Source organism: Agromyces sp. NPDC052230 (assembly GCF_040679595.1).
Classification (GTDB): domain Bacteria; phylum Actinomycetota; class Actinomycetes; order Actinomycetales; family Microbacteriaceae; genus Agromyces.
In genome coordinates, this window is the sequence record NZ_JBFAVC010000001.1 from 537,708 (window position 1) to 562,594 (window position 24,887).

The following is a 24,887-nucleotide window of genomic DNA, read 5'->3' on the forward strand; positions in this document are numbered from 1 at the left end:
CGTGGATCTCAGCCATCCCGAGTATGTGATCCTCGGCGAGAACCGCGCCAGGATCCTGCATCGGCTTGCGGTGCTCGCCGAGCCGGCGTCCGGGCGGCGGATCCACGAACTCAGCGGAGTCCGAGCGCTTCGCAGTACGCAGCGGATCCTCGACGACCTCGTCGGGCTCGGCCTGGTCGACATGCAGAAGGTCGGCCCTGCGAACGCATACACCCTCAATCGCGGACACGTGCTGTGGGATCCGATCGAGAAGATCCTGGCCACTCGCGCGGTCGTGGCATCCGCTGTCGAGGAAGCCATCACGGAGGTGACTGCCGGCGTCGTCGTCAGCGCGGCGATCTACGGGTCTCTAGCACGCGGTGAAGCCGGGCCGGAATCCGATGTCGATGTGCTCGTCGTCTGGGAGAACGGGACCACTGAAGACCAGCGGGATGGGGTAATGGAGGCTCTGGAGGAACGGGTTCGCCGCCTGACCGGTAATCGGGTCCAGGTTCTGGCCGTCACGAGCGGGGAGCTCGCCCGTCTCGTCGAACATGCCGATCCGCTCGTCGCCTCGATCCGCGGGGATGGCAGGACCGTGACCGGAGTCGAGATCAGAAGCCTCCTCGGCTCGAATGCGAAGGCATCCGCAAGCGCCGAGTCGGCGACCGACCGACGAAGCGACGCGCCCTGATGCCGGCACGCACGCGGAAGATGACCCGAACCGAGGTCCGCACCCGCGCCCAGCACGCCCACGCGTTTCTGACCGCTGCCGACCTGGTCGTCGATCTCGGTCACCATGCCGGCATCGACGACCTCGGCAACACCATCGGCTCACTCGCGGTCCTCGCCGGGATCGCTGCCGGCGACGCGATCTGCGGCGCTGTCCTCGGCGAACGTGCCGCCGGCCAAGACCACGGCAACGCGGTCGCGATGCTGCGTCGAACCGAACCGGGCAAGCGACTCGCACAGCACCTCGCGCGACTGATCGACTCGAAGACCGAGACGCAACACTCCCCGCTGCTGCTCACCGAAGCACGCGCCGCGGACCTGCTCAAAGCCGCACGGCGACTCGTCGACGGCATGGACGACGTCCTCCGCACACTCAGCTGACCCGGGAACGTGATCGCTTCGCACTGGTCTCCGTGCTTCCCGAGGCCGGGCGAGGGCAGCACCTCTCTGACGATGAGGAGTTCTACTTCGCAGTCAAGAAGCTCGTCGATGTCACCGTCAGCGCAAGCGACCTCGAGTAGCTGATCCTCCGGCCGTCCATGCTCGTCGATCGCGCCGGAACCGGAAGGATCTCGCTCGGTCCTGCGCAACCGCACGACGAGATCGCGCGTGAGGACGTTGCCGCCAATCTGGCCGAACTGATCCATGAGCCACGGATACGACGGCAGATCCTCGAGCTCAATCAGGGCTCGACGCCGATCGGAGTTCGTGCTCGTGATCGGCCGCGAGGCGCTCACACAGCGTTGCCTGACTCGGATGACGCAGAGACAGCGATCGACGGAAGGCAGCCGGACATCGCATGGGACAGTGGCCGCGAGTGCGGGAATGCGACACCGGCTATCAGCGTTAGCTCAAATTGGCTAACACTGATAGCCACACGCCGATACCGCAGGAGTCCGCCATGAGCACCACCATCACGACCACGATCGACATCGCCGCTGACCCCGACACTGTGTGGGCCGTGCTGACCGACTTCGGGTCCTACTCGGAGTGGAACCCGTTCATGAGCAGCGTCGAGGGCACTCCTGAGGTCGGCAACAGGCTCGTCGTCCGCCTCTCCCCCGCGGGCGGCCGCGGCATGACGTTCAAGCCGACAGTCCTCACCGCCATCCCCGGGCGCGAGCTGCGCTGGCTCGGCAGGCTCGGCTTCGGCGGCCTGTTCGACGGCGAGCACTTCTTCGTCTTGGACCGCGATGCCGATGGCGGCACCCGGATGACGCACGGCGAGGAGTTCAGCGGCATCCTCGTCAGCCTGATGGGAGGTGCTACGAGGAACACCGACGACGGCTTCGACGCGTTCAATCACGCACTCAAGCACCGGGCGGAAACGGTCGCCTCGAGATGACCCCGCCGAGCAAGGCGGCCCCCTCCGGTCGCGCCGACCGAAGCAGCATGAGCGCCGCAGCGACGACGGGGAGACCTGGAACGGGGAAGAGCTCCGCGCGCAAGGCTCAACTCGTCGCCGCTGCACGGCACCTCCTCGAGACGGAAGGGGTCGAATCGATGACCATCCGACTCGGAGCTGCCCTCGGTATGCGTGGCCCCTCCGTCTACAAGCACGTTCCCGACAAAGCAGCCATCGAGGCCGCGTTGGCCATCGAAGGGCTGACCGAGTTGGCCGAAGCCGTCCGGGGCGTTCCCGCGACCTTCGCCGACGTATCCCGTGCCTACCGCGCCTGGGCGTTGGCCCACCCCCACCTGTACCGCCTCCTCAACAAGCACCCTGTGGACCGCACCCGCGTGCCGCCGGAGCTGGAGGACCGCGCCGCCGAGCCGCTCATCGTCGCCACCGGCGGCGACATCCACCTCGCCCGCGCCGCATGGGCGACGATCAACGGCCTGATCGAACTCGAGCTGGCCCGACGCTTCCCGCCCGACACCGACGTCGACGCGGTGTATTCGGCCGCTGCTCGCGCCTTCGATACGGCTCGGGCCGACTGACCTGGAGATCGCGGGAGCCCGAAGCCTGACGGCCTGCTCCGTCCGCGATCAGATGCGCGGACGCGGATCCATCTGCTACCCCGCCGTCTCCCTATGGCGGTCCCGCACCGCAGGCGGGCTCGTAGTCACCTAATGGTCACAAAACCGGCATCACGTTGCTTCACTCGCGTTCACACCCCCCCGGGATTCCGGGGCTTGCGAGCCAGGCTGAAGTCGAGTGAATCACTACTGGATATCTTCTGCTTCCCAAGCAGACAGCGCGGGTTCGATTCCCCGTCATCGGGAATCTCACTGAGATCATGCGGAGGCCAACTTGGCAACCCCCTTCAGGCATATCAGTCCGCCGCCGTACCGTAACCGTCTCGCCCGGTTCACGACGACCGGCACCTACCGAAAGGACTCGCCATGCCGAAAGTTCCCCAGCCCGTCACCGACGACAGCATCAAGGTCCGCCAGCTGACGCATTACCAGTTCTCCTGGGTCGGCGGAGAGCCCGGCCAACCCGGAACTCTCACGCTGCAACTGGTGCTCGACCAGGGTGCGTGGGAGGAAGTACTGACCGTCGATGCCGAGGACGCCGACGTCCTACAGGCTCTGCTGAGCAAGACGAAGGATGTCCACTACGACATCGGGCGCCGCACCCTCATGTTCGGCGTCAGCCGGGTCGGAAGCTGAGCTGGCGGCATCGCCTTCACGAGCGCGACGGAGTGAGGTAGGCGCGGAGGCTTGGGGGCATCGGCTCGCGCAGCACCTCGCGCGCCTGATCGACTCGAAGACAGAACCCAGTACTCCCCAGCTGATCACCGAAGCACGCACGGCGGAAGATCGGCATCACAGCCGCCCACTCGAGTTCAGACTTCCCCGTGATTCCTCGGCCCGTCGCCGAGACGCGAGGTGGCGGCGATTGAACCGAGGAGTCTCAGGCCATTGTCGCTCGGTGAGCCGGGTTCAGCGCGGTAGACGATGAGCTGCTGACCTGGGGCGCTACGCACATCGAAGGCGTGGTATTCGAGGGTGAGTCGGCCGACGTCAGCGTGGACGAACGTCTTGGCTTCCTGCGTCTTTCCGCGAGCGTCGTTTCCTTCCCACAGCTCTCGGAATCGTTGGCTGCCCTCTCTCAGGTCCCTCACGAGTGCACGTGTCGCCACGTCGTGTGCGTCGAAACCCAGGGCGAGTCGGAGGTTGGCAACGCTCGCTTCGACCGTGCGCTGCCAGTCGTCGAAGAACGTCGTTGCCGCTGGGTCGAGGAAGGCCATCCGAGCGAGGTTCTCTGAGCTCTCGAATGCGGAGTAGAGAGCGGTGGCCAGAGCATTTCGCGCAAGGATGTCGAGGCGTCGGTTGATGACGAATGCGGGAGTTTCGGGCCAGGCATCCATCAGGGCGAGAAGCGAGCGATCGACGCGCTCTTCGGCGGGCGTGGGCGAGACCCCGGGGGCGGCGCCCGCCAGGCGGAACAGGTGCTGGCGTGCATCGCCATCGAGGTCGAGAGCCCGGCACAGGGCATCCAGTACCGAGGCCGATGGGTGAAGCTCGCGACCCTGCTCGAGCCTGGCGTAGTAGTCCACGCTGACGCCCGCGAGCATCGCGACCTCTTCGCGACGCAGGCCCGGTACTCGCCGCACGCCGCTCCAGCGGACCCCTGCCTCCTCGGGAGTGAGGGCGGCGCGGCGTGCGGAGAGGAACGTCCCGAGTGCGCTCGTGGCCATCTCCACATTCTGACCGTTGCAGTGGGACAGAGACAGGCTGCGCCGCACCCTGGCTGACGGGTCCGCAATCTCCTGGCAGGCAGGTGGTGATCTGCCTGGGTGCGGTGCGGCCTGTCTGTGCGTCGAATCGTCTCACAGGCTGATGCGGAGCCCCCACCCACCCGAGGAGAAACGATGAGTGAAAACGCAACCCACCCCTACGTCGGCATGTGGAAGACTGCCGACTCCCACATTCGTCACGAGCTGCTCGCCGATGGTCGCTACATCGAGGCGAGGGGCACGCGAGAAGCGGCCTACACCGGACGGTACGTCGTCGCGGGCGACCACATCGACTACGTCGATGACACCGGTTTCACCGCCGACGGCGACTTCGTCGACGACGTCCTTCACCACGCCGGGATGATCCTGCGCCGAACACCGTAGAGACATCCGGTCCACCGGATGCAATCCGCAATGTGCGCGACGAAGGACGACAATGAACAACCCAGGAGAACCCGCTCGCTGTGGCGCAGGCGTTCTTCGGGTGCACCCCGCGCTGACGAGGATCGGATGTTCGCTCAGTGCATGTTGTCGTTGCCGGTGACGTGGGTGGCGTAGCCGGAACATCCGGCGTCCTCCCAGCGGTAGGCGGCCCCGGTGCCCGCGTCGCCGTACATGGCATCCCACCAGGCGGCCGTTCCCTCGTCGACGGTGCCGAAGCCCTTCTCGGCCATGCACGACTGGATCGCCTCCTGGAACGCCGCCCACTCCTCGGCCTCCGTCAACGCGTTCGGGTCGAGCTCGGGCACGGGCGCCGAGAGGGGCGTCCCGGCCGCACGGGCGAGCACCACGGCGTGATCCCCCACGCCGACGCATCCTCGCCGTTCCCAGTCGGAAGCGGGGACCGACCAGGACTCGCGGGCCTCGCCGTAGTAGGCGTTCAGCCACATGATCGACTGCCCGTAGCTCAGCCCCCGCGGCTGCGCGTCCTGGTTGAGCCAGGGTGCGGCGGGCAGGTACTCGACCCCCTGCTCAGCCATGCACTCGGCGATGACCTGCTCGCGGCCCATGTACTCCGACTGGTCCTCGATCGACACGAGCTCGGAGTCGAACAGCTCCGTGGCCGGGACGTCGTCGGAGGAGCCGCCCGCTTCCTCGCTGAGGTCGACGCTCTCGCCGGCCGCCACGACTTGGGTGCCCGGCGGCTCGAACAGGGGGATCTCGAACGCGCCGACGAACGTGAGGGCGACGGCGACGGCGACAACCGCGATGCCGCCCATCGCGAGCGGAGCAGCCAGGCGTCTGACGTTCACGACGACGCCTCGTCGGGCTGGGCGGCTTCGACGGCCTTCGGCGCGGTCCACCACGCGGCCATCGAGAGGAAGAACAGCACCGCGGCGCCGGTCGCGACCCGATTCAGCAACACCATCTGCGCGGTGGAGCTCGAGAAGTACGCCGTGAAGGTGACGCTCGTCTCCATGAGCGCGTAGGTGCCGAAGCGGATGAGCAGGTACGCCGCGACCGCGAGCACGAGTCCGGCGAAGGCGCGTCGGCGCGCGACCACGAGCAGCCATGACCCGACGAGCGCCAGCACGAGCCCAGCGACCGAGAGTTCGGCGACGTCGGTTGCGCCGTGCCAGTCGCGGATGACCACGCTGCGCGCGATTCGCCAGACGATGAACCCGCCCCAGACGACGAGCGCGATCGCGGCGAGGTGCGCGAGCGCCGGCATCGCGAGCGGGAACGTGCCCCTCGGCGCGCCGATCGCAGCGCGACGCAGCCGCGCCCCACGCCAGGCGAGGTCTGCCGGGATGCCGCGGACCGCCCTCCCGAGGATCGACCCCGTTGCACCGGCGCCCGAGTGCTCACGCTCCTCGAACAGGTCCGAGGCGAGTTCGGCCCGGCGCTCGGCCGCGACCTCGTCGGGCAGGTCGGCGGTGTACCACCGGCACCAGGCGAGTACCGCTGCATCCGCGGTCCCTGCCGCCCGGTGTCGAATGCGAGCGGATGCCTCGAGCTCGAGGTCGTCGTCGGGCCCGAGCGTGACGGCACTCATGCGAATGCCGTTCTCGGGTGCGGTGCGACCGCGGTGCGCTGCTCGGTCTCCGCCCGGTGTGCGACCGCCCCGGCGCCGGTCACACGATAGAGCCGCCGCCGAGGACGGCCCTCGTCTGCGGCGATGGCCGGGTCTTCCCACTCGGATTGGACGAGGCCGCGCTCCGCGAGGCGGCTCAGCGCCTTGTAGAGGGTGCCGTGCGCGGTGAGCGTGGCGGCTCCGGCGTGGTCGGCGATGCGCTTCGCGAGCGCGAAGCCGTAGAAGTCGCCCTCCTCGGCCTGGAGCTCGATACCGGCGCCGAGAATGTCGACCTCGAGGTCGACCAGGCGCCCTTCCCGTCTGCGTGGCATGCAACCAGCATAGGAAGAGATGGCATCCAAGTATAGGAAGATATCGTCAGAGCTATAGGAAGATATCTGCCCATCTGCTAGCCTCCACCTCGAATCGCCTGATCGGGTGACTCAGAAGGGGATGATATGTACACCAAGAGGGTGGTGTTTCAAGCCATCGCCGGGGTGGCGCTGACGGCGACGCTCGCAGGGGGATCGGCGATGGTGGCAGGGGCGACCGACGCGGGTAGCCTGGACCAGATCGCCGTACCAACCGCATCCGGCGTGACCAGCGAGATCCTGGCAGCCGAGGCGAGCACGACATCCACCGCCACGACGGCGGCGGATCCGGGAACAGAACCGGCGGCCCCCGTGGCCGAGACGGACGATCGCACCGTGCAGGCCGGGCCCGACCATTGCGAGGACTCGCAGCTCACCATGGACTTCCGCGAGCGCCCCGACCGGTCGACTCCTGACGCACTCGGGTTCGACCTGGTGTTCACGAATGCCGGGTCGCAGCCGTGCTCGTTCGACGGGTGGCCCGGATTGGTGGCGGAGGACGCCGACGGCGGAACCCTCACGTGGGCGCTCGCGTCGGGATCGACGAGCACGATGGTGGTCCTGCCGCCCCACGGTGGCCAGGCGCTCGCGGAAGGCACGGCGGTGCTTCCGTCCGTTTCGGGGTGCCTCGAGGCGACATCCGACCACCTGCGGGCCTACATCTCCTCAGACGGAGCGGGCGGCGGAATCGTCGATGACACCCAGATCTCGGTCTGCGTCGACGGAACGTGGTCGCTCTGGCTCGGACCCCTGATGGCCGTCCACGGCGCCCCGGGCGAGGTCACCCCTCCCGAGGACCCGGACCCGCTCCCCGCCAAGTGCCAGGACGAGCAACTGACCCTCGAGTACGTCGCTCGGCCGGATCTGTCGGTGGTCGGGGCATCCGGATTCGAACTGGTGTTCACGAATGCGACAGACACCGCGTGCTCGATGTGGGGATGGCCCGGCCTCGTCGTGGAGTCGGCCGACGGGACTCGGATCGGCTCGTCATGGGCGGTCGGCGACGACATGGGCGAGCCGTTCGAGCTCGCGCACGGCGAGGCCGCCATCGTGCTCGGCACGGCACCCGACCCCGCAGCGTGGGGCTGCGAGGCGATCACGGCCGACCACCTGCGGGCCTACGTCACGTCGGACGGCGCGGGCCCGGGCGTCGTCGGCACGGCGCCGATCCCGGTCTGCGCCGACGGGTCGACGGTGCTCGAGATCGGGCCGTTCACCGCCGCCTGAGATCCCGTCACCAAGAGGTGAGAACGGCGCCGTGAGTTCGCTCGCGGCGCCGTTCCACATTCTTCAGGCCGAGGCACTTGAATCGCGGCTGCGGCAGGCGCACAGTGGAAGGAGCGAGGGAGGTCTCATGCGAGACGCGACGACTCACCTGGATGTCATGCCGATCCTCTCCCCTGGCCGGCATCGCTCGCCACGGCGCGGAGCCTGCTTCATGGAATTCGCGTCGTACCTCGCGGGAGAGCGCTGGAGCGACCATCCCGCATGCACCCACGGCACCCTCGCGCATCTCGCACGGCTGGTGAACGACCGCACGAGCGAAGCCGGCCGTGCGCAGCTCACGCCGCTCATCCCGAACGTCATCGGCCTGACGAGCGACGACCCGCTGCTCGACGTCCTGTTGTCCGTGCGGGCCGCCGCTGCTGCCGTGCCGATCGCCGCCGAGGAGCGCCAGCGCTCGCAGGCGGTGGGGCTGCGAATCGCCCTCACGGTGCTCGCCCGACGCCACGACGAGCAGGCCGAGGAGTCGCGCGAACTGGCGGAGGCAGCCCTTCGCGCCGCCCCCGCTGCCGACGCCTGGGCCATCCGGTTCATCGAGAACGTCGGTCCGGACCACCCGGGCATGACCGTTCGCCAGTGCCGCGACATCGTGACCGGCGCGGTCGACGGGATCGCGCGGGCGTGTGTCGCGGATGCGGACGCACGCCTCGTCGCGCTGCTGGCCGCCAGCGTGTCGGATACGTCGCGCTTCGTCGGGTCGTCGCGTCAGGCAGCGCTCCGCGCCGTGCCAGGTGCGACCGTCACCTCATAGGCGGAGGCCGCTGCCCGATCGGGCGCGGAGCGCGCTGGGCATGGCGAATGCGCCGAGCAGGTGCACGAGCGCGAACCCCAACATGAGCAGGAACACGGCTGCCATGGCCGACTGCACCACCAACGGCTCCTGGTCACTCGCAGCGCCCGGCCCCAGCATGGCGGTGCCGATGGCACCCAACGTCGCCACGCCCATCACTTGACCGAAGGAGCGGAAGAACGTGACCATGCCGGTGACCATCGCACGCTCGTTCCAGGGCACGCTCTCCTGCAATGCCACGAGCCCGGGCACCGTCGTGAAACCCAAACCGATGCCGACCAGCGCGGCACAGACCGCGACGGTGAATATTGACGGATACGGAGCGAATACCGCGAGCCCTGCAACTCCCGCGGCGGCGATCACCCCTCCCAGCACCGTGGTGCGGCGCAGCCCCCACCTCAACGAGAGGGTTCCCGCGAACGCCGAGGACGCCGGGAGCCCCAACGCCATGGTTGCGACAGCCACGCCTGCCCAGATCGGGGATGCATCGCCGGCCACCTGCAGGTAGATCGGGGCGAAGGCGCTCAGACCGACCATGATGCCGCCCATCATCGTGCCCAGAACGGCCATGACGACCACGAGCCGGCGCCCGAACAGCCCCAGCGGAATGATCGGCTCAGCGGCGCGCCGCTCGTGAAGGAGGAACGCGACCAGAAGGGCGCCGCCTGCAGCGAAGATCGTCACGCTGGTGGGCGACGCCCAACCCCAGGTGTCGCCCTCGAGGATCCCGAGCACGAGGAGTGAGAGGGCCCCCGTGATCAGAACCGCACCGGCGTAGTCGATCCGGTGTTCCCGACGCTCGATCTGCTCGTGGATGTTCCGGTGAAGCATCCAGAACGTCAGCGCTCCGAGTGGGAGGTTGATGAGGAAGACCAGCCGCCAGGCATCCATCATCGCGAAGATCCCGCCGACCAGGGGTCCGATCACGGATGCCGCAGCCAGCGTCACCGCGATGTGTCCCTGCACGCGAGCGCGATCCTCGCGGTCGTAGAGGTCGCCGATGACGGTGAGCGCGAGCGACTGGATCGAGCCGCCCCCCAGCGCTTGGACGACCCGGAATGCGATGAGCGACGGCATGCTCCATGCCAGGCCGCACAGCACCGAACCGATCACGAACACGGCGACCCCGATCAGCAGGAGGCGCTTGCGGCCCACGATATCGGCGAGTCTGGAGATCACCGGAACCGTCACTGTCATGGTGAGGAGGTAGACGGAGAACAGCCACGGAAACGAGGAGAACCCGCCGATGTCGGCGACGATGGATGGCACGGCGGTGGCGATCACCCAGGCCGACACGCCGATGAGAAACGTCGCCAACAGCAAGGCCATCAGCGCGGGGCCGCGAGCCGAACGCAGGCCGATACCCTCGGACACGGCTACAGCACGTCTTCCTGCTGGTGGGTGATCGCTTCAAGGCGGACGGAGACGACCGCGGGCGTGCCCTCCGCCACCTTGGCCAGACCCGTGCGAAGGGCAGCTTCGAGTGCGTGGAATTCAGCGACCGTCTCACCCCGCGCATTGCCCGCCGCTGCGGCGATTGCCGGGAAGTCCGCGCTCTGCTGCAGGTTGACCCAATAGCGGTCGCTCCGGTCGGCGTTCTGGCCTTCGTGCTGACGTTTCAGGTTCCGCTTGGTCGCGTTCCAGCCGCCGTTGTCGAGAACCACCGTCAGCAGCGGGATGCCGTACCGTTCCGCGACCCAGTACGTGGAGGACGGCACACTGAAGAAGAACGTGCCGTCGCCGACGATGCTGACGACCGTTCGATCCCGGCTGGCGAGCTTCACGCCGAGTGCGCCGCCGCCCGACCAGCCCAGCGACGTTCCGCGGTTGCCGTACACGGTTCCGGGCCGGCGCCTCGGCAGGTGCTTCCACACCGTCGGCGCCTCGGAGATGGCTTCGTTCACGACGATGGTGTCGTCGTCGATGAGTCCGGCGAGCACGTGAGCGACGCTGGCGGGGGTGAGCCTTCCAGCAGCGACGTCCAGTGCGACCGCCGCCTCCCACGACGTACGCAACTCGCGGGATCGGGCGGCCGCGGCATCCGCTCGCCGATCGACGCGAGCGTCGTCGTCGCCGGTGGTGGACCCGGGAAGTCTGCTCAGGATCTGATCGAGCACGATGCCGCTGTCGGCTCGGATGAAGTGGTCGGCGGGCACGTACCAGAGGGGGATGGTCTCCTGCAGCGGATCCTCGTTGATGACAAAGACCGTTGCGCCCGCCAGCGGCCGGGCCGACCCCGGAAGCCAGGGCGCGTCGGTGTCGATCGCCACGACGAGGTCCGCGTCACCGATCACCGGATGAGGGTCGTCGCCGAGGTGGAGGGGATGGTCGTGCGGGAAGCTCAGGACTTCGGCGTTGACCTCGACCACCGGCACTCCGAGCCGATCCGCGACCTCGACGAGCTTTGCGACGGATGCGTGGTTGCGCCCGAGGTAGGTGGTCACGAAGACCGGTCGCCGAGCGACCTGCAGGTCGCGAACCAGCTCGTCCACCAGATCGGCCGGCGCGGGGATCGGAGCCACCGCCGACCACTGGTGCGGGGAGACATCCGGTCGCGGCACGTCCTCGGCGAGGACTTCTCTGGCACCGGTCAGGTATACCGGGCCAGCCGGGGCACTCGTGGCCAGCTGGAGACCCCTGAAGACGAGCTGCGGCACGTTCCTGCCGGTGCGGATGTCGTAGTTCCACTTCACGTACTGCCGCACGAGCGCGTGCTGGTCAGGAGCGTCCTGAAGGTGGTTGATGTGCGTGTTGCGCGTTCCGGGAAGCTCGCCCTCGAGCGTGTACGGCGTGAGCCCGGCGAAGATGAACACCGGCACACGTGAGCGCGCCGCGTTGTGCACCGCGCCGCCCAGGTTCGCCGTCCCGACGTCGGTGTGGATGAACACCGCTTGAGGCCGGCCGGTCACCGCGGCATAGCCGTGGGCAGCACTCAGGGCGGTGTACTCGTGGGGGCAGATGACGACCGCCGGCGTGTCGATCCCTCGTTCCCGGTCCGCCGCGAGGGCCTCGATGATCGCGGGATGGTCGCTACCGAAGTTCGCGAAGAGATACGTGACGCCCGCGTCGCGCAGCGACTCGATGAGGAGGGCCGCTGCCGACGCGGACCCCGCCACCGCCTATACCTCCCTCGGGGGGAAGGTCTGGACATCGACGCTGTGGAACTGGAGGTACTCGTCGATGCCGTACGGCGAGCCCTCCCACCCGATTCCGCTCTGCTTCCAACCGCCGAACGGGATCTGCTGCACTCCCGTGTGAGAGAAGAGATGGTTGTTGATGATCGTCATCCCCGCCTCGATGCGTGATGCCACCGCCAGTGCACGCTCGGTGGAGCGCGACCAGACCGAGGAGCAGAGTCCGTACTCGGTGTCGTTGGCGAGTGCGATCGCCTGCTCCTCGTCGTCGTAGGTGATGACGGGGAGGATGGGGCCGAACTGCTCCTCGCGCACGATCTCGTCATCGGGCTGGGCATCGAGCACCACCGCGGGTAGCAGGAAGAAGCCGTCATCCCAGGCCTCGGCGTTCAACCTGGTGCCGAGCACTCGGACGTCCCGGCCCTGGGCGACCGCACGCTCGAGGAGTCCCCGTGCCTTGGCCAGCTGACCCTCGTTGTTGACCGGGCCCATGGTCGCCTGCTCGTCGAGGACGTCACCCACCCTGATCCGGTCGACCCGCTCGACCAGCAGTCGGCGGAACTCGGCCGCACGCGACTCGGGGACGTAGATCCGCTTGACGGCGAAACACACCTGCCCGGCACGCCGGAATGCCGATTCCACGATGCGGTCGACGCTGACCTCGAGATCGGCGTCATCCAGCACGATCGCCGGGTCGTTGCCGCCGAGCTCGAAGTGCACGCCCTTCAGCAACTCCGCGGCCTGCCGCATGATGTGGCGGGCGGTCTCGCCACCGCCGGTGAACGACACCTTTCGAACGTCGCGGTGCCCGATGAGGGCGCTGCCGACCTCACCACCGCCGTTGACCACGTTGACCACCCCCGGCGGGAGGATCGACGCAGCGATCTGCCCGATGAGCGTGACACCGAGCGGCGCGAACGGCGACGGCTTGAGCACGATGGCATTGCCCGCGGCCAATGCGGGCGCGATCTTGTTCGCGGTCAGAATGAGCGGCGCGTTCCATGGAACGATGCACGCCACGACCCCGAAGGGCTTCCGTTCGACCCGCACGAACGTGCCCGGTGCATCAGACGGGTGATCCTTCGGTGCCAGCTTGTCCGCCAGGTGGTCGCCCACCTCGCGGAACGCGTTGGCGGCGCCGATCAACTCGCGTCGGATGATGGCGCGGACGCTGCCGTTCTCGCGCGCGACCAGCGTCGCCAGCTCCTCGGCGTGCGCATCGATCTCGTCGCCGATGCGCGAGAGCAGCTGGATCCGCGTCGCAACGGACGTCGCCGCCCAGCCGGGCGCCGCGGACACGGCGGCTGCCACGGCTGCATCGACGTGCTCGATCGTGCCGTCGACGACGGTGCCGACGACGTCGGAGCGCCTGCCGGGGTTGCGCACCTCGATGAGCCGATCGCCGGCCAGTTCACGGCCATCGACCACCTGCTGGAGGCGTGGGCTCTCGAGGATGTCGGGCACCGTGATGGTCATCTTCCTCTTCCTCTCCGTCGATATGTGGGCGCTAGGCGCCGCTCGGCATGACGAGCGAGAGCAGGTGGCTTCGCAGTTCGAGGAACTTGTCGCTGGAGCGGGTCTGGACCTGCGAGCGGTTCTCGCCGAGGGGAACCTCGACCACCTCTTGGACGACGCTCGGATTCTTCGAGAGCACGATGATCCGGTCGCCGAGGTAGATCGCCTCATCGATGTCATGCGTGACGAGCACCACCGTGATCCCCAGCGCACGCCGAACCTTCAGGATGAGATCCTCGAGATCGAACCGGGTCTGCGCGTCGACCGAGGCGAACGGCTCGTCCATGAGGAGCAGTTCGGGTCGATACGACAGCACCCGAGCGATGGCGACCCGCTGCTGCATCCCACCGGACAATTCCCACGGATACTTCTTCTCGATGTGCCCGAGGCCGACGCTCGTCAGCGCTTCGCTGACGCGCCTCGCGCGCTCGGCCTTGTGCACGCCTCGAGCAGCAAGCGGCAGGGCGACGTTCTTCCCGTTCGTGTACCACGGGTAGAGCGAGCGACTGTAGTCCTGGAAGACCAGTCCCAACTCGCTGGGCACACTCGTGAGCAGTTGGCCTTCGAAGGTCACGGTTCCGGCGCTGGGTGCAGCCAGACCGGAGATGCAGCGCAGCAGCGTCGTCTTTCCAGCCCCGCTGGGCCCGACGATGCACACGAACTCGCCCTTGTCGACGCTGAAGGACACGGTGTCGATCGCCATGTTCGCCTGCTCGGTGCCCTCGTTGTAGATCTTGCGAAGGCCCTCGACGGCGAGCACGGTCTCGATCGCGGTGGTCGGCGTGGTGATGGTCATGTGGGTTCCTCCTACGATCCACCGAGCGCGCGCGAACGGTAGTACCAGCGCAGCGCGAGACGCTCGATGAGCACGAACAGGTAATTGAGTACGGTGCCGATGAGGGCCAGGACGATGATGCCGGTCCACATCTTCTTGATGGCGAACTCGGCTTGCGACTGCAGGATGAAATAGCCGATGCCGGAGCGCGCCGCGACCATCTCGGCGACCACCATGAGGATGATGCCGACGGTGAGGCTCGCGCGCAGACCGGCGGCGATCTGGGGCGCGGCGCCCGGAAGCACGAGCGAGAAGAAGGTGCGCCAGCCGCCGAGCCGGAGCGCCCTGGCGGTGTCGAACTTCACGGTATCGATGCCACGCATCCCGTCGAGCGTGTTCAGGAGGGTCGGCCAGATCGATCCGAGCGCGATGAGCGCGATCTGGCGCATGTCGCCGATCCCGAAGATCGCGATCATGGCAGGAAGCAGAGCCGGCGCCGGCAGGACGTAGAGGAAGTAGATGAGCGGATTCACGGCGATCCGCAGGTAGAGAAGACGCCAGAGGAGCGATCCGCCGATGATGCCGATGAGCGCGCCGAACACGTACCCGATCAAGAGGTTGCGAAGGCTCGAGACTGCGTTGGTCCAGGCACCGAAGAGGACCCATTGATTCCAGGTCTCCGTCAGGATGTCGGCGAGCGGCGGGAAGAAGGGTGAGGTGCTGGTGGCGGTGACGAACCACCATAGGGCGATCAGGAGCACCGGCAGCCAGAGCGCCGTCGCGATCCGGGAGAGTCGCTGCAGCGGCTTCGCCGAGCGCGCTGGCCGGCCGACACTCGGTGTCACGCTCGTCGTCAGTCGAGTCATGCGCCGACGACCCTGTTCGACGCGCGGATGTTCCGCTGCGATTCGTGCCAGTGCATCACTTTTCGCTCCATGAGGAAGAAGGCGCCCGTGAGCACGATTCCGAGCAGGCCGGCGACGATGATATATGCGTACATCGTCGGGTAGGCGGTCGTGCCGGTGTTCTGGGCGAGCAGGATGTTGCGGCCGATGCCCTCCGCGCCGCCGACGATCTCGGCGACGACCGCAAGGATCAGGGCTTGTGCAGACGCGATCCGCATACCCGTGACGAGGTACGGCGAGGCCGATGGGATGACGACGGAGAAGAACCGGCGCACGCCGCCCAACCCGAGTGCCTTCGATGTGTCGAGGACGATCGGATCCATCGACCGAACGCCGTAGATGACCTGGATCACGAAGGGCCAGAAGGCCGCGAAACAGATCAGGAAGACCTTCATCGGAAGACTCGAGCCTGCGACGAGAATGACCAACGGCAGGATCGCGATCGCCGGGATGGCTTTGAAGATCTCGATGACGGGCGCCGCGCTGCGTTGTGCGAAGTCGCTGAAGGCGAGCGCCGTGCCCACGATGAGGCCCAGCGTGATCGTGATGACCATGCCGATCAGCCAGCCGGCCAAGGTTGCACCGACCGCGCTCCACAGTCTCGCCGACGTCAACTCCATCCACAGCGCGCTCAGCGAATCCGTCATGCTGGGGAATTCGGTGGGGCTGACGACGCGCGTCGCCGTCACCAACTCCCAGAGCAGGAGCACGATGAGAACGGTCAGCGAAGGCAGGATCCATGCGATCCAGCCGTGGGCTCTGGTCCTCATCGTGCTCCTTGTTGCTCAGTCGGTTCTGTGCGGCGCCGGTCAGTGCCTGATCAGCATCTGATCAGGCACTGATCGCCTCACTCGAGTGCACCCGGCCACACCAGGGTGGAAACGTCGAGCGCTTCGATCGCGGCCTTCGCCGATGCGTCCTCGGTGTACTTCACGAGGAACTCCTGCGCCCTCTCGAACGCCTTGAGATTCACCTGCGGGACGCCATCGAGGTTCCAGCGTGCTCCGGCCGCCTGCTCGGGGGTCAGCCCGAGCGCCGGTTCGAGAGCAGCTCGCGCGGCATCCGGATCCGCACTCGCGGCCTCGATCGATTCGACCATGGCGTCGGAGAACGCCTTGACCGTGTTCGGGTTCTGCTCGATGAACGACTCGGACGCGTTGAAGAACGTCGTCGCGGTGTCCTTGAACATCACGCGGTTGTTGTAACCGAGGGCCACGCCGCCGGCGTTCATCGCGTCCTCGGCGAACGGCCACTGCATGACGGCGGCGTCCACGTCGCCGTTCTCCAGCGCCGCGGCCATCTGTCCGAATGGCAGCTGCACGAGCTCGACCGACTTCGGATCCGCTCCGGCCTCGTCGACGAGCGCCCACGTGGTGAGCGTGTTCATCGAGGAGAGGCCGACGGTTGCCACCTTCCTGCCTTCGAGATCGGCGAAGTCGGAGATGCCGGACGCGGCGGACGCGATCGTCACGGTCCCCTCGTCGTCCGGCCGGATCTGCCCTTCGATCGTGGCGACCGTTCGGATCGGGATGCCGTTGGCGTTCGCGGTGATGACGTGGACGACCGTCGCGAATCCGATGTCGTAGGTTCCGCTCGCGATTCCCGACACGATCGCCGCGACATCCGTCTGCGGGACGATCTCGAGTTCGAGTCCGTGCTCCTCGAAGATGCCGGATTCCATGCCGTAGAACATCGGTGCGAACTGCGAGGACGGGTTGATGGCGACCGTGAGGCTGGCCTTCTCCGGCGGTCCATCGCCGCCCGCTTCCGTCTGATCGGCTGGTGTCGATGGAGATGAACATGCGGCGAGGATGGTCGCTGCCACCGCTGCGGTGGCGAGCCCGCCAAGGTTGCGTTTCGTCAGGAACTTCATGGTGACCTCTTTGTCTCAGATGGTTGGGGTGCTGCGTGGTCAGGTTCCGTGCGCGCGCTGCGCGACCCCGAGGCCGAGCAGGTTCGTCACGTTGCCGTGGTAGATCGCGTCGCGGTCGGCATCCGAGAGGATGTCCAACTCCTGCAGGTTCGCGATCGTGGCCCGGATGTAGCCGGGGCCCTTCTCCGGGTCGAATGGCGAGTCCGAGGCGAACAGCGTGTGATCGACGCCGAAGAACTTGATGGCCGTGCGCATGGCGTCACCCGCGCCGAAGTACGCGGTGTCGACGTAGAAGTTCTTGAAGTACTCGATCGGCCGCTTGGTCAGCGGGTATCCGGTGATGTCTTCGACCTGGTCGGGCGGTGTGCGTGCTCCGAGCTGGTCCCATCCTGGACCGACTCGACCCGCGAAGTGGGGGATCATGGCGCCGCCGTGGTGGATGAGGATCTTGATGTCGGGAAGGCGCTCGAAGATTCCGGCGAAGACGAGGCGCGACATGAACGCGGAGAGGTCGTACTCCCACCCGAGCGTCCACCAGATCTCGAACTTCGACCGCTCCTCGGTCTTGTAGTCCGACCAACTGGAGTCGCGGCATGGGTGCACCTGGATCATCTTGTCGCCCCGCTGCGCGACCGCTTCGTAGAACGGGAAGAACCGCTCCTGGTCCATCGGCCCACCGTGATGGTGCGTGTAGATCTGAACCCCGACGGCTCCGAGTTCGTCGAAGGCGCGCTCGGCCTCGGTGATCGCGGCGTCGACGTCGTCGAGGGAGACCGCCGCGCAGAACCCGGCGAAGCGATCGGGATGAGCGCCCACCATCTCGGCCATGCCGTCGTTCGCGATTCGAGCGAGCTCCAGGGTGCGTTCGACGGGCCCGAGGTCCTCGAGTGGTGGCGCCGCGGTGTTGATGATCTGCCGGTAGTCCGAACCGAACTCGTCCATCGAACGGAATCGCACGTCCATGTCCGTGAGGGCCGGGATGTTGCTGACCCGCTTCTGGATGTTGCGAGCAACCGGGCTGTCATCGATCGCGAAGAGGCGCTTGGCGTACTCGCGCGGCAGCGTGTGGCAGAAGGCATCGATCTTCATCGGCCGGTTTCCCTTCAGGAGACCGCCACGGTGCGATCTCTCTCTGTTGCAAGCCCACACGAGTGGTCGCACAGGGAGAACAGATCATGCGGCCGCATTCTGCACAGCGGAATAAGTGCCGGCGCCTGGCACCGGATACCCGGACTGGGCTAGGCGATGGGTCGGTAGAGATCTGCTCGGATGCGCGCTGCACACTCCCGGAGCTCGATGACGATGTCGCGGACCCGGGCTCGCGGAAGCCGTTCGCTCGGTGCCGACATCGCCACCGCCGCGATCGTACGGCCGAGGTGATCCCTCAGGGGAACAGCAACCGCGCTCAGCCCCGTCTCGCTCTCGCCCTGGTTCACGGCATATCCGCGCATCATCACGAGGGACAGCTCCTCGACGAGCTGAGTGAAGGTCTTCGTGCGGGGCGTGAGCTTTCGCAACCCGCCGGGGTACAGGGCGCGGAGCGCATCACGGGACATCTCCGCGAGCAGCACCTTTCCTCCCGACACGGCATAGGCGGGCAGGAGCGTGCCGGTCAGGACATGCGTCCGCACCTGCTGGTCGCTCTCGAAACCGGCGACGAACCGAACCGATTGACCCTCCAGGACAAGGAGATTCACGGTCTCGCCCAGCCGCGCGGCCAGCGCTTTGATGTGGGGCTCACCCGCCGCCCGGAGATCGAGGGCGCTCGTGCTGTGCAGTCCCAACTCGATCAGCGCCGGCCCCGCACGGTACGCCCTCGTCACTCGGTCTTGGGTGAGGAAGCCTCGCGCGGCCAGTGTCGCGATGAGTCGGTGTGCCGTCGACGGAGCGATCCCCAACTCGCGGGCAGTACTCGTCACGCCCAGGTCCCGCTGTTGCTGGAGGAGCAAGAGGATCTGCAACGCGTGGTCGACGGATTCCACACGGTGTCGCGGGCCATCATCGTCGGTGACCATCGGATGCCACTTCTTCCACTGGTACGAGATCGCCATGATAGGCGACGGCTGCCAACTGGAATAGGCCGATGGCCAGGTCGGATGTCTCGGAACACCCTAGAGATCGAGGGCGATGTACTTCTCCTCGAGATATTCGAGCATGCCGACAGAGCTGCCCTCGCGACCGAGGCCGCTCTGTTTCGAGCCCCCGAACGGTGCCGCGGGGTCGCTGAGTACTCCACGGTTGACCGCCACCATGCCCGCCTCGAGCCGCAGTGCGAGCCGCAACGCGGCATCCTCGGGTCCGAAGACGTAACCGACCAGGCCGAACTCCGTGTCGTTCGCCATCCGGACCGCTTCGTCGACATCCTCGTACCCCACGACCGCCGTGACCGGGCCGAATATCTCCCGCCGGGTGATCGTGTCGCCGTGCGTCACACCGTCGAGGAGCGTCGGCGCATAGAAGGCGCCCTCGGCCGCCGCCTCGCCGCCCGTGACGACCCGTGCGCCCTCGGCTACAGCGGTGTCGACCAACTCGGCGACCTTGTCGCGTTCGGTGATTGACACCAGGGCTCCCAGTGTGTTCTCTCGGTCGAGGCCCGCGCCGGTGCGCACTTCGCGCAGCTCGGCCGCCATGCGGTCCACGAAGGCGGCGCGCAGACTCTCGTGGACGTAGAAGCGGTTTGCGGCGGTGCACGCCGAGCCGCCGTTGCGCATCTTCGCCAGGAGGGCGGCCGGTACGACCCGGTCGAGGTCCGCGCCGGGGAGCACGATGACGGGCGCGTTGCCGCCGAGCTCCATCGAGGCGCTCACGATCGTGTCGGCGCATTCCCGGAGCAGGTCTCTGCCGACCTCGGTGGAGCCGGTGAACGACAGCTTGCGCACGGCCGGATGCGCGATCATCTCGGCGACGAGCGGGCCTGTGGGTACCGGGGTGACGAGGTTCACGACTCCGCGCGGCACCCCCGCGCGCTGCAGCACATCGACGATGTACGCGGCCGTGAGCGGCGTCTCACGCGCCGGCTTGAGGATCGTCGTACAGCCGGCCGCGAGCGCCGGCCCGAGCTTTCGCGTCGCCATTGCCGCGGGGAAGTTCCACGGGGTGATGAGCAGCGCGACGCCGATCGGTTCGTGCGCCACGACGATGCGCTTGTCGCCCGCGGGTGAGAGGCGGAAGTCGCCGGGCACGCGGACGGCCTCCTCGGCGAACCAGCGGAAGAACTCGGTCGCGTACCCGGCCTCCGCGATCGCGTCGGGCCACGACTTCCCGTTCTCCCGCACCATGATCTCCGCGAAGGCATCGCGCTCGGCTCGAAGGATCTCGAACGCCCGGTAGAGGATCTCCGAGCGCTCGCGCGGGCTGGTGAGCGACCAGGCAGGAAACGCGGATGCCGCGGCCGTCACCGCGGCGAGGCAGTCCTCCGACGTCGCTGCGGGGAAGCGGGCGATGACCTCGCCCGTCGCGGGATCGGTGACCGGAAAGGTCTCTCCAGCGGATCCGTTGCGCCACTCGCCGTCGATGAACAACCGGGCGATCGGGGTCATCGCGCGTCCTCCCTCATGAGCATCATCCGTTCGCCCGGCCGTTCCCCGCGCAGGAGCCCGCGGTCACCGACGATTGCCGCGTGCACGATCGCTTCGATCGCGCGCCGATCGGCGTTCACCGGCGCGATCGCGACGAGCCGCGTGACCTGCAATGTCAGGCCCACGACGCGGTCCGTGTCCGCTTGCGTCAGCCCGAGCTCCGCCAGCGATTCGGGGAGCCCCACCCGCGCGCACAGCCGGGCGATCTCGTCCACCGCGTCCTGCGCACGTTCCACGACGGCGCCGTTTCCAGGGACCTCGAGCGCATCCGCGAGCCGGGCGAGAGTTTCGGGAACCGACCCCACGCAGGCCTGAAGGACGTACGGCAGGAGCGTTCCCGTGCCGAGGCCGTGCGGGGTGTGGGTCATCGCGCCGATCGGGTACTGGATCGCGTGGCTCAGGTGCGTTCCCGCGGACCCGAACGCGATACCCGCCAGCAGGCTGCCCCGAGCCATGTCGACGCGAGCCCGGACGTCGCCGAGGTCGTCGAACACCCGCGGCAGGGCGCGGTGGATGAGGGCCGCCGCCTCGAGTGCGAGCGGCTCGGTCAAGACGTCGCGACCGACGAAGACCGGGAGAACGGCCCTCGCCTCATGGTGCAATGCGCGTGCCGTGAACGATTCGACGGCGTGGACGAATGCATCGATGCCTGCGTGGACGGACACTGCACGCGGAGCAGCCATGGTCAACTCGGGGTCCACCACCGCCATCCGCGGGATCAGGTATGGGCTGGAGATTCCGACCTTCAGCTCACGATCGGGGTCCGAGACGACCGCCACGGGAGTCACCTCGCTTCCCGTGCCTGCCGTCGTCGGCACCGCGACGACCGGGAGGACGGCGCCCGGCACGGCGTTCTCGCCGTAGTAGTCGGGCAGCGCACCACGGTGGGAGCACAGGAGCGCGACCAGCTTCGCCGCGTCGAGCGCGCTTCCCCCTCCATAACCGAGGACGATCGCAGGATCGAACGCGACCGCGGCATCCGCCGCGCGGTGAACGGCGTCGATGGGAAGCTCAGCCGGGATGTCGGAGTAGACCTCGACATGTGCGCAGGCCGCCCGAATCCCCTCCAGCGTCTCGCGGAACTGCTCCGTCGTCACGAGGAACGAGTCCGTCACGACGAAGACAGGTCCACCGAGCATCGCCAGCAGCTCTGGCAGTGCCGCGCGCGCTCCCCAGCCGAACCGCACTTCCGTCGGGAGGCGCAGCAGGCCGAATGCGCCGGTCATGCGGGAATCCCGGTGGTCCGCGCCACGTTCACCATCGACCATCCAATGTCGTTGCCTTGAGAATGTGGGTGCATAATGAACAACTCAACCACATTATGACCGCGGTTCGCCACCTTGCGGGAACCGCTGAGAGCTGAGCGAGTGCGGAGAGCCATACCGTCCACATTCCGAACACTCTGATTGCAATTCGGACGCCCTCTTGCTTTACTAAGAGCACGATGCAGAGTCCAGACCTGTTGCCCGCTGAGGGCGACGAGACCAGCGAGTCGACCACGTCGAGCGATCGCGGTCCGATCCAGTCCATCGACCGCGCAGCCAACGTGCTCGCGCTCTTCGATGAGAACACCCGCACGCTCACGCCAACGTTCGTGGCCGAGCAGTTGGGCCTCAACCGGACGACTGCGCGTCGATACCTCCAGGCCCTCCAGGGTGCCGGCTTCCTGTCAGCAGGATTCGGGCCGGGGCCCCTCATCGACCAGCTGTCCGCGCTCGTCTCGATTCGCCAACAGCTCATCACCCTCGCACCTCCGGTACTCCGCGCACTCTCCGACCGCACGGGCCTGACCGCGGTCATGAGCTTCCTCGGCCGCACGGGTGCCGTGGTCACCCTCGTCGAGGAGGCCACCGAAGGCACGATCCTCCTCACGGTACGCGTAGGCACCGTCCTCGAGCTGCGGGCGGCCCAGTCGCGCGTCCTCTTCGCGTTCCAGTCCGACCCCGAGGTCGTGATGCGAGCACTGGCGGAACTCACGACGGCAGAGGCTCACCTCGAGCAGCAGGAGCTCTCGAAGGTCCGACGCGATGGCTTGGCATGGGCGGATCTCCGCCGTACGGGGCTCGAATCGGTCGCTGCCCCGGTGTTCGGTCACCGGAGCGGGGTGCATGCGGCAATCGCGCTCCTCGGCACGACCGCCCTGCTCACCTCATCCCCCGAAGCGGACCAGCGGGTTCAGATGCTCCGCGACGCCGCCGCCGAGCTCGGCACCATCCTCGGCGGTTGACACCGTCGTGGATGAGCGCGACGCAGAGGTGGACCTGGCCCTGGCCGAGCTCGCTCGCGACGTGGAGCGGGCAGAGTCGGTGCGGGCCGTCAAAGACCTCGAGCGCCACTACGCGCAGGCTCGGCAGGTCGGAAGCTGGAGCACCATGGCGGCGCTCTTCGCCCTCGATGGCACATCGGATCATGGCGACGGTATCGCACGTGGCCGCACGGCGATCCGGCAGGCGCTGAGCGCCGGGCGACCCGACGGACTCCCGTCCGGCGCCGTCGCGGTGGAGCTGATCGATCAGCCGCTCATCACCCTCTCGGCCGACGGCGAACACGCTCGCGGCCGGTGGCTGAGCATCGCCTTCCTCGGGGACGGCGGCGGTCGCACCGGCATCGAAGGCGGTATCTACGAGAACTCCTACGTGCGTGAGGGCGGTGCGTGGCGAATCGCCGAACACCGCTTCCATCTCCAATTCGTCGGCGACCACGCCACTGGGTGGACGAACGTGGGTCAGCGCGATCTGCCGATCGTCCCATTCCACTTCGATGTCGAGGAAGCCGGGACTCCCATCCCTCCGCCGGACGAACCTGCGCCGCCGAGCGATGAGCCGCTCGTCATACTCGAGGATCGCATCGCGACGCTCGCCGACGAGGATGCGGTCCGCAACCTGCAGAACGCCTACGGCTACTACGTGGACCGTCGCATGTGGACCGACGTGGTGGACCTGTTCACGACGGATTGCGTGGTCGAGGTCGAGGGGATCGAGTCCTTTCACGGGCATGACGGACTCCGTCGATTCCTCGAGACGATGGGTCCCGAGGGACTCGGCTACGGGCAGCTCAACGATCGACCGCTCTTCGATACCGTCGTGCGCACCGATCCGCGTCGAGGCGTCGCCGTCAGTCGAGGCATCGAACTCGCGATGCTCGGCGACGTGACCGCGCGAACGGCAGCCTGGGAGGTCTCGGTCTTCCGGAATCGCTTCGTGAAGCGAGAAGGGCTCTGGCGCTTCTCCGAACTGCGTCTGTACCCGGTGATGCGTGCAGATTACTTCGCGGGATGGGGCTCCGGCCACGGCGTCCCGACGAGCGTGACGGTGCCTCCGTTCCTCGCCGAGCGTCGCGCGGCCGAGCACGACGTCGCACCCGTCGACATCGACACGGACGCTGCACGAGGAGAGATGCGCATCGCCGAGGCCCGACGCCGACTGCGTCGATCGCTGGCCTACGACGGCGTGGAGAACGTCTCCGCCGCGTATGGCTTCTACCTCGACGATTTCCAGTGGCCGCAGCTGGCGGCGCTCTTCGCGGCGAGCGGCAACAAGCAGTCTCCGTTCGCCGGCTACTACCTCGGACGTGAGCGGATCGCCGGCTCGGTCACCGCCAACTGGGGAGCACCTCCCTCCACCCGCCCCGGCATCTCCTATCACTGGCGGACCCAACCGGTCATCCATGTCTCCGCCGACGGCCGCTCTGCGCACCTTCGGACGCGGCTGTTCCAGCCGCGCACGTGGAAGGAGCGGAGCCGCCCGGGCGAGTTCTATGCCGCGGGGTTCCACGGCGGGATGTACCCGAACGATCAAGCGGTGCTCGAGGAGGGAGTGTGGCGACTCTGGAGCCTGACCATCGACGAGCCCTACTTCACCTCAATCGATTGGAACGGCGGCTGGGCCAGCGTCCCGCCCCCGCGCCCCGGCGTCACGCCCCGCCCGAGCCCGTTGCTGGAGACGTACCCGCCGGACATCCCGATGACGGCCCTCGGCCGACGCGAAGAGCACTTCCGCGGCGGGACCGGCGAACTCATCGAATGGCCCGGAATCCTCCCCATGTGGTTCCATTACCGGAACCCGGTGAGCGGCCGAACTCCAAGGCATTTCTGGCCCGACTGCGTGCCGAGCGAATACCTCCCGGATTCACGGATGACGGCGCACGGATACCAGATGCCGCCGAATGGGCCGGAGGTCGACGGCGTCGAATTGCAGCCGGAGGTCGACGGCGTCGAATTGCAGCCGGAGGACGCTGCTTCGACGCCGTGAC

The 24,887-nt window shown here is 67.5% G+C and carries 25 protein-coding genes; 10 read left to right on the forward strand and 15 right to left on the reverse strand.

What is annotated here, in order from left to right; genetic code table 11:
• The first annotated feature begins 1 nt into the window (after nt 1).
• The 5 genes from AB0K73_RS02625 (at nt 2) to AB0K73_RS02645 (ending at nt 3,327) form a co-directional block, all read left to right on the forward strand.
• Nucleotides 2–673, forward strand: a complete 672-nt coding sequence (locus AB0K73_RS02625) for a nucleotidyltransferase domain-containing protein (RefSeq protein WP_360510747.1) — start codon at nt 2–4, stop codon at nt 671–673.
• 20 nt (nt 674–693) lie between these two features.
• Nucleotides 694–1,092 (forward strand): hypothetical protein, encoded by a 399-nt coding sequence (locus tag AB0K73_RS02630; protein ID WP_364774796.1) that lies wholly within the window; start codon nt 694–696, stop codon nt 1,090–1,092.
• Between the two features lie 520 nt (nt 1,093–1,612).
• Nucleotides 1,613–2,056 carry an SRPBCC domain-containing protein gene (locus AB0K73_RS02635; RefSeq protein ID WP_360510745.1) on the forward strand — a complete coding sequence of 148 codons (444 nt, stop codon included), beginning with the start codon at nt 1,613–1,615 and terminating at the stop codon, nt 2,054–2,056.
• Between the two features lie 158 nt (nt 2,057–2,214).
• The gene (locus AB0K73_RS02640) at nt 2,215–2,652 is read left to right on the forward strand and encodes a TetR-like C-terminal domain-containing protein (RefSeq protein WP_360510744.1); all 438 of its coding nucleotides are present in this window, start codon (nt 2,215–2,217) and stop codon (nt 2,650–2,652) included.
• Between the two features lie 405 nt (nt 2,653–3,057).
• Nucleotides 3,058–3,327, forward strand: a complete 270-nt coding sequence (locus tag AB0K73_RS02645) for a hypothetical protein (protein WP_360510743.1) — start codon at nt 3,058–3,060, stop codon at nt 3,325–3,327.
• Between the two features lie 176 nt (nt 3,328–3,503).
• On the opposite strand, the gene AB0K73_RS02650 is transcribed toward AB0K73_RS02645, so the two are convergent.
• Nucleotides 3,504–4,358, reverse strand: a complete 855-nt coding sequence (locus AB0K73_RS02650) for a helix-turn-helix transcriptional regulator (RefSeq protein WP_360510742.1) — start codon at nt 4,356–4,358, stop codon at nt 3,504–3,506.
• A 174-nt stretch (nt 4,359–4,532) separates the two neighbouring features.
• On the opposite strand from AB0K73_RS02650, the gene AB0K73_RS02655 reads away from it, so the two are divergent.
• Nucleotides 4,533–4,781, forward strand: coding sequence for an Atu4866 domain-containing protein (locus tag AB0K73_RS02655; protein WP_360510741.1), 249 nt, complete (start codon nt 4,533–4,535; stop codon nt 4,779–4,781).
• Between the two features lie 134 nt (nt 4,782–4,915).
• On the opposite strand, the gene AB0K73_RS02660 is transcribed toward AB0K73_RS02655, so the two are convergent.
• The 3 genes from AB0K73_RS02660 to AB0K73_RS02670 are packed head-to-tail and all read right to left on the reverse strand — an operon-like array spanning nt 4,916 to nt 6,743.
• Nucleotides 4,916–5,650, reverse strand: a complete 735-nt coding sequence (locus AB0K73_RS02660) for a hypothetical protein (protein WP_360510740.1) — start codon at nt 5,648–5,650, stop codon at nt 4,916–4,918.
• Entirely contained in the window at nt 5,647–6,393 is a 747-nt protein-coding gene (locus tag AB0K73_RS02665) for a hypothetical protein (RefSeq protein ID WP_360510739.1), read from the reverse strand. Before AB0K73_RS02665 ends, AB0K73_RS02660 begins: the two co-directional genes overlap by 4 nt.
• Nucleotides 6,390–6,743: a PadR family transcriptional regulator gene (locus AB0K73_RS02670; RefSeq protein ID WP_360510738.1), complete on the reverse strand. Its 354-nt coding sequence runs from the start codon at nt 6,741–6,743 to the stop codon at nt 6,390–6,392. Before AB0K73_RS02670 ends, AB0K73_RS02665 begins: the two co-directional genes overlap by 4 nt.
• 126 nt (nt 6,744–6,869) lie before the next feature.
• Between AB0K73_RS02670 and AB0K73_RS02675 the strand changes: the two genes are divergently transcribed.
• Nucleotides 6,870–8,009 carry a DUF4232 domain-containing protein gene (locus tag AB0K73_RS02675; RefSeq protein WP_360510737.1) on the forward strand — a complete coding sequence of 380 codons (1,140 nt, stop codon included), beginning with the start codon at nt 6,870–6,872 and terminating at the stop codon, nt 8,007–8,009.
• A gap of 211 nt (nt 8,010–8,220) precedes the next feature.
• Nucleotides 8,221–8,817 (forward strand): hypothetical protein, encoded by a 597-nt coding sequence (locus tag AB0K73_RS02680; protein WP_360510736.1) that lies wholly within the window; start codon nt 8,221–8,223, stop codon nt 8,815–8,817.
• Here AB0K73_RS02680 and AB0K73_RS02685 read toward each other — a convergent pair.
• From AB0K73_RS02685 to AB0K73_RS02735, 11 genes are all read right to left on the reverse strand, one after another.
• On the reverse strand, nt 8,812–10,230 hold the full coding sequence (locus tag AB0K73_RS02685; protein WP_360510735.1) for an MFS transporter: 1,419 nt from the start codon (nt 10,228–10,230) through the stop codon (nt 8,812–8,814). The two genes, AB0K73_RS02680 and AB0K73_RS02685, sit on opposite strands and share 6 nt — an antisense overlap.
• 2 nt (nt 10,231–10,232) lie before the next feature.
• A complete protein-coding gene (locus AB0K73_RS02690) occupies nt 10,233–11,972 on the reverse strand; it encodes a thiamine pyrophosphate-requiring protein (RefSeq protein WP_360510734.1) in 1,740 nt (579 codons plus the stop codon).
• Nucleotides 11,973–11,975: 3 nt separating this feature from the next.
• Nucleotides 11,976–13,466, reverse strand: coding sequence for an aldehyde dehydrogenase family protein (locus AB0K73_RS02695; protein WP_360510733.1), 1,491 nt, complete (start codon nt 13,464–13,466; stop codon nt 11,976–11,978).
• Nucleotides 13,467–13,497: 31 nt separating this feature from the next.
• Nucleotides 13,498–14,301, reverse strand: coding sequence for an ABC transporter ATP-binding protein (locus AB0K73_RS02700; protein WP_360510732.1), 804 nt, complete (start codon nt 14,299–14,301; stop codon nt 13,498–13,500).
• 11 nt (nt 14,302–14,312) lie between these two features.
• The gene (locus AB0K73_RS02705) at nt 14,313–15,146 is read right to left on the reverse strand and encodes an ABC transporter permease (RefSeq protein ID WP_360510731.1); all 834 of its coding nucleotides are present in this window, start codon (nt 15,144–15,146) and stop codon (nt 14,313–14,315) included.
• Complete coding sequence (locus tag AB0K73_RS02710; RefSeq protein ID WP_360510730.1) at nt 15,143–15,955, reverse strand: ABC transporter permease; 813 nt, start codon at nt 15,953–15,955, stop codon at nt 15,143–15,145. The genes AB0K73_RS02705 and AB0K73_RS02710 overlap by 4 nt, the downstream gene beginning before the upstream one ends.
• A gap of 77 nt (nt 15,956–16,032) precedes the next feature.
• Nucleotides 16,033–17,058: an ABC transporter substrate-binding protein gene (locus AB0K73_RS02715; RefSeq protein ID WP_360510729.1), complete on the reverse strand. Its 1,026-nt coding sequence runs from the start codon at nt 17,056–17,058 to the stop codon at nt 16,033–16,035.
• Between the two features lie 39 nt (nt 17,059–17,097).
• Nucleotides 17,098–18,147 (reverse strand): amidohydrolase family protein, encoded by a 1,050-nt coding sequence (locus AB0K73_RS02720; protein ID WP_360510728.1) that lies wholly within the window; start codon nt 18,145–18,147, stop codon nt 17,098–17,100.
• A gap of 149 nt (nt 18,148–18,296) precedes the next feature.
• A complete protein-coding gene (locus AB0K73_RS02725) occupies nt 18,297–19,109 on the reverse strand; it encodes an IclR family transcriptional regulator (protein ID WP_360510727.1) in 813 nt (270 codons plus the stop codon).
• Between the two features lie 60 nt (nt 19,110–19,169).
• On the reverse strand, nt 19,170–20,597 hold the full coding sequence (locus AB0K73_RS02730; protein ID WP_360510726.1) for an NAD-dependent succinate-semialdehyde dehydrogenase: 1,428 nt from the start codon (nt 20,595–20,597) through the stop codon (nt 19,170–19,172).
• Nucleotides 20,594–21,862: an iron-containing alcohol dehydrogenase gene (locus tag AB0K73_RS02735; protein ID WP_360510725.1), complete on the reverse strand. Its 1,269-nt coding sequence runs from the start codon at nt 21,860–21,862 to the stop codon at nt 20,594–20,596. Before AB0K73_RS02735 ends, AB0K73_RS02730 begins: the two co-directional genes overlap by 4 nt.
• A gap of 218 nt (nt 21,863–22,080) precedes the next feature.
• On the opposite strand from AB0K73_RS02735, the gene AB0K73_RS02740 reads away from it, so the two are divergent.
• Together AB0K73_RS02740 and AB0K73_RS02745 are read left to right on the forward strand one after the other, a co-directional pair.
• On the forward strand, nt 22,081–22,863 hold the full coding sequence (locus AB0K73_RS02740) for a helix-turn-helix domain-containing protein (protein WP_360510724.1): 783 nt from the start codon (nt 22,081–22,083) through the stop codon (nt 22,861–22,863).
• A 7-nt stretch (nt 22,864–22,870) separates the two neighbouring features.
• On the forward strand, nt 22,871–24,886 hold the full coding sequence (locus AB0K73_RS02745; RefSeq protein WP_360510723.1) for a nuclear transport factor 2 family protein: 2,016 nt from the start codon (nt 22,871–22,873) through the stop codon (nt 24,884–24,886).
• Nucleotide 24,887 lies beyond the last annotated feature (1 nt).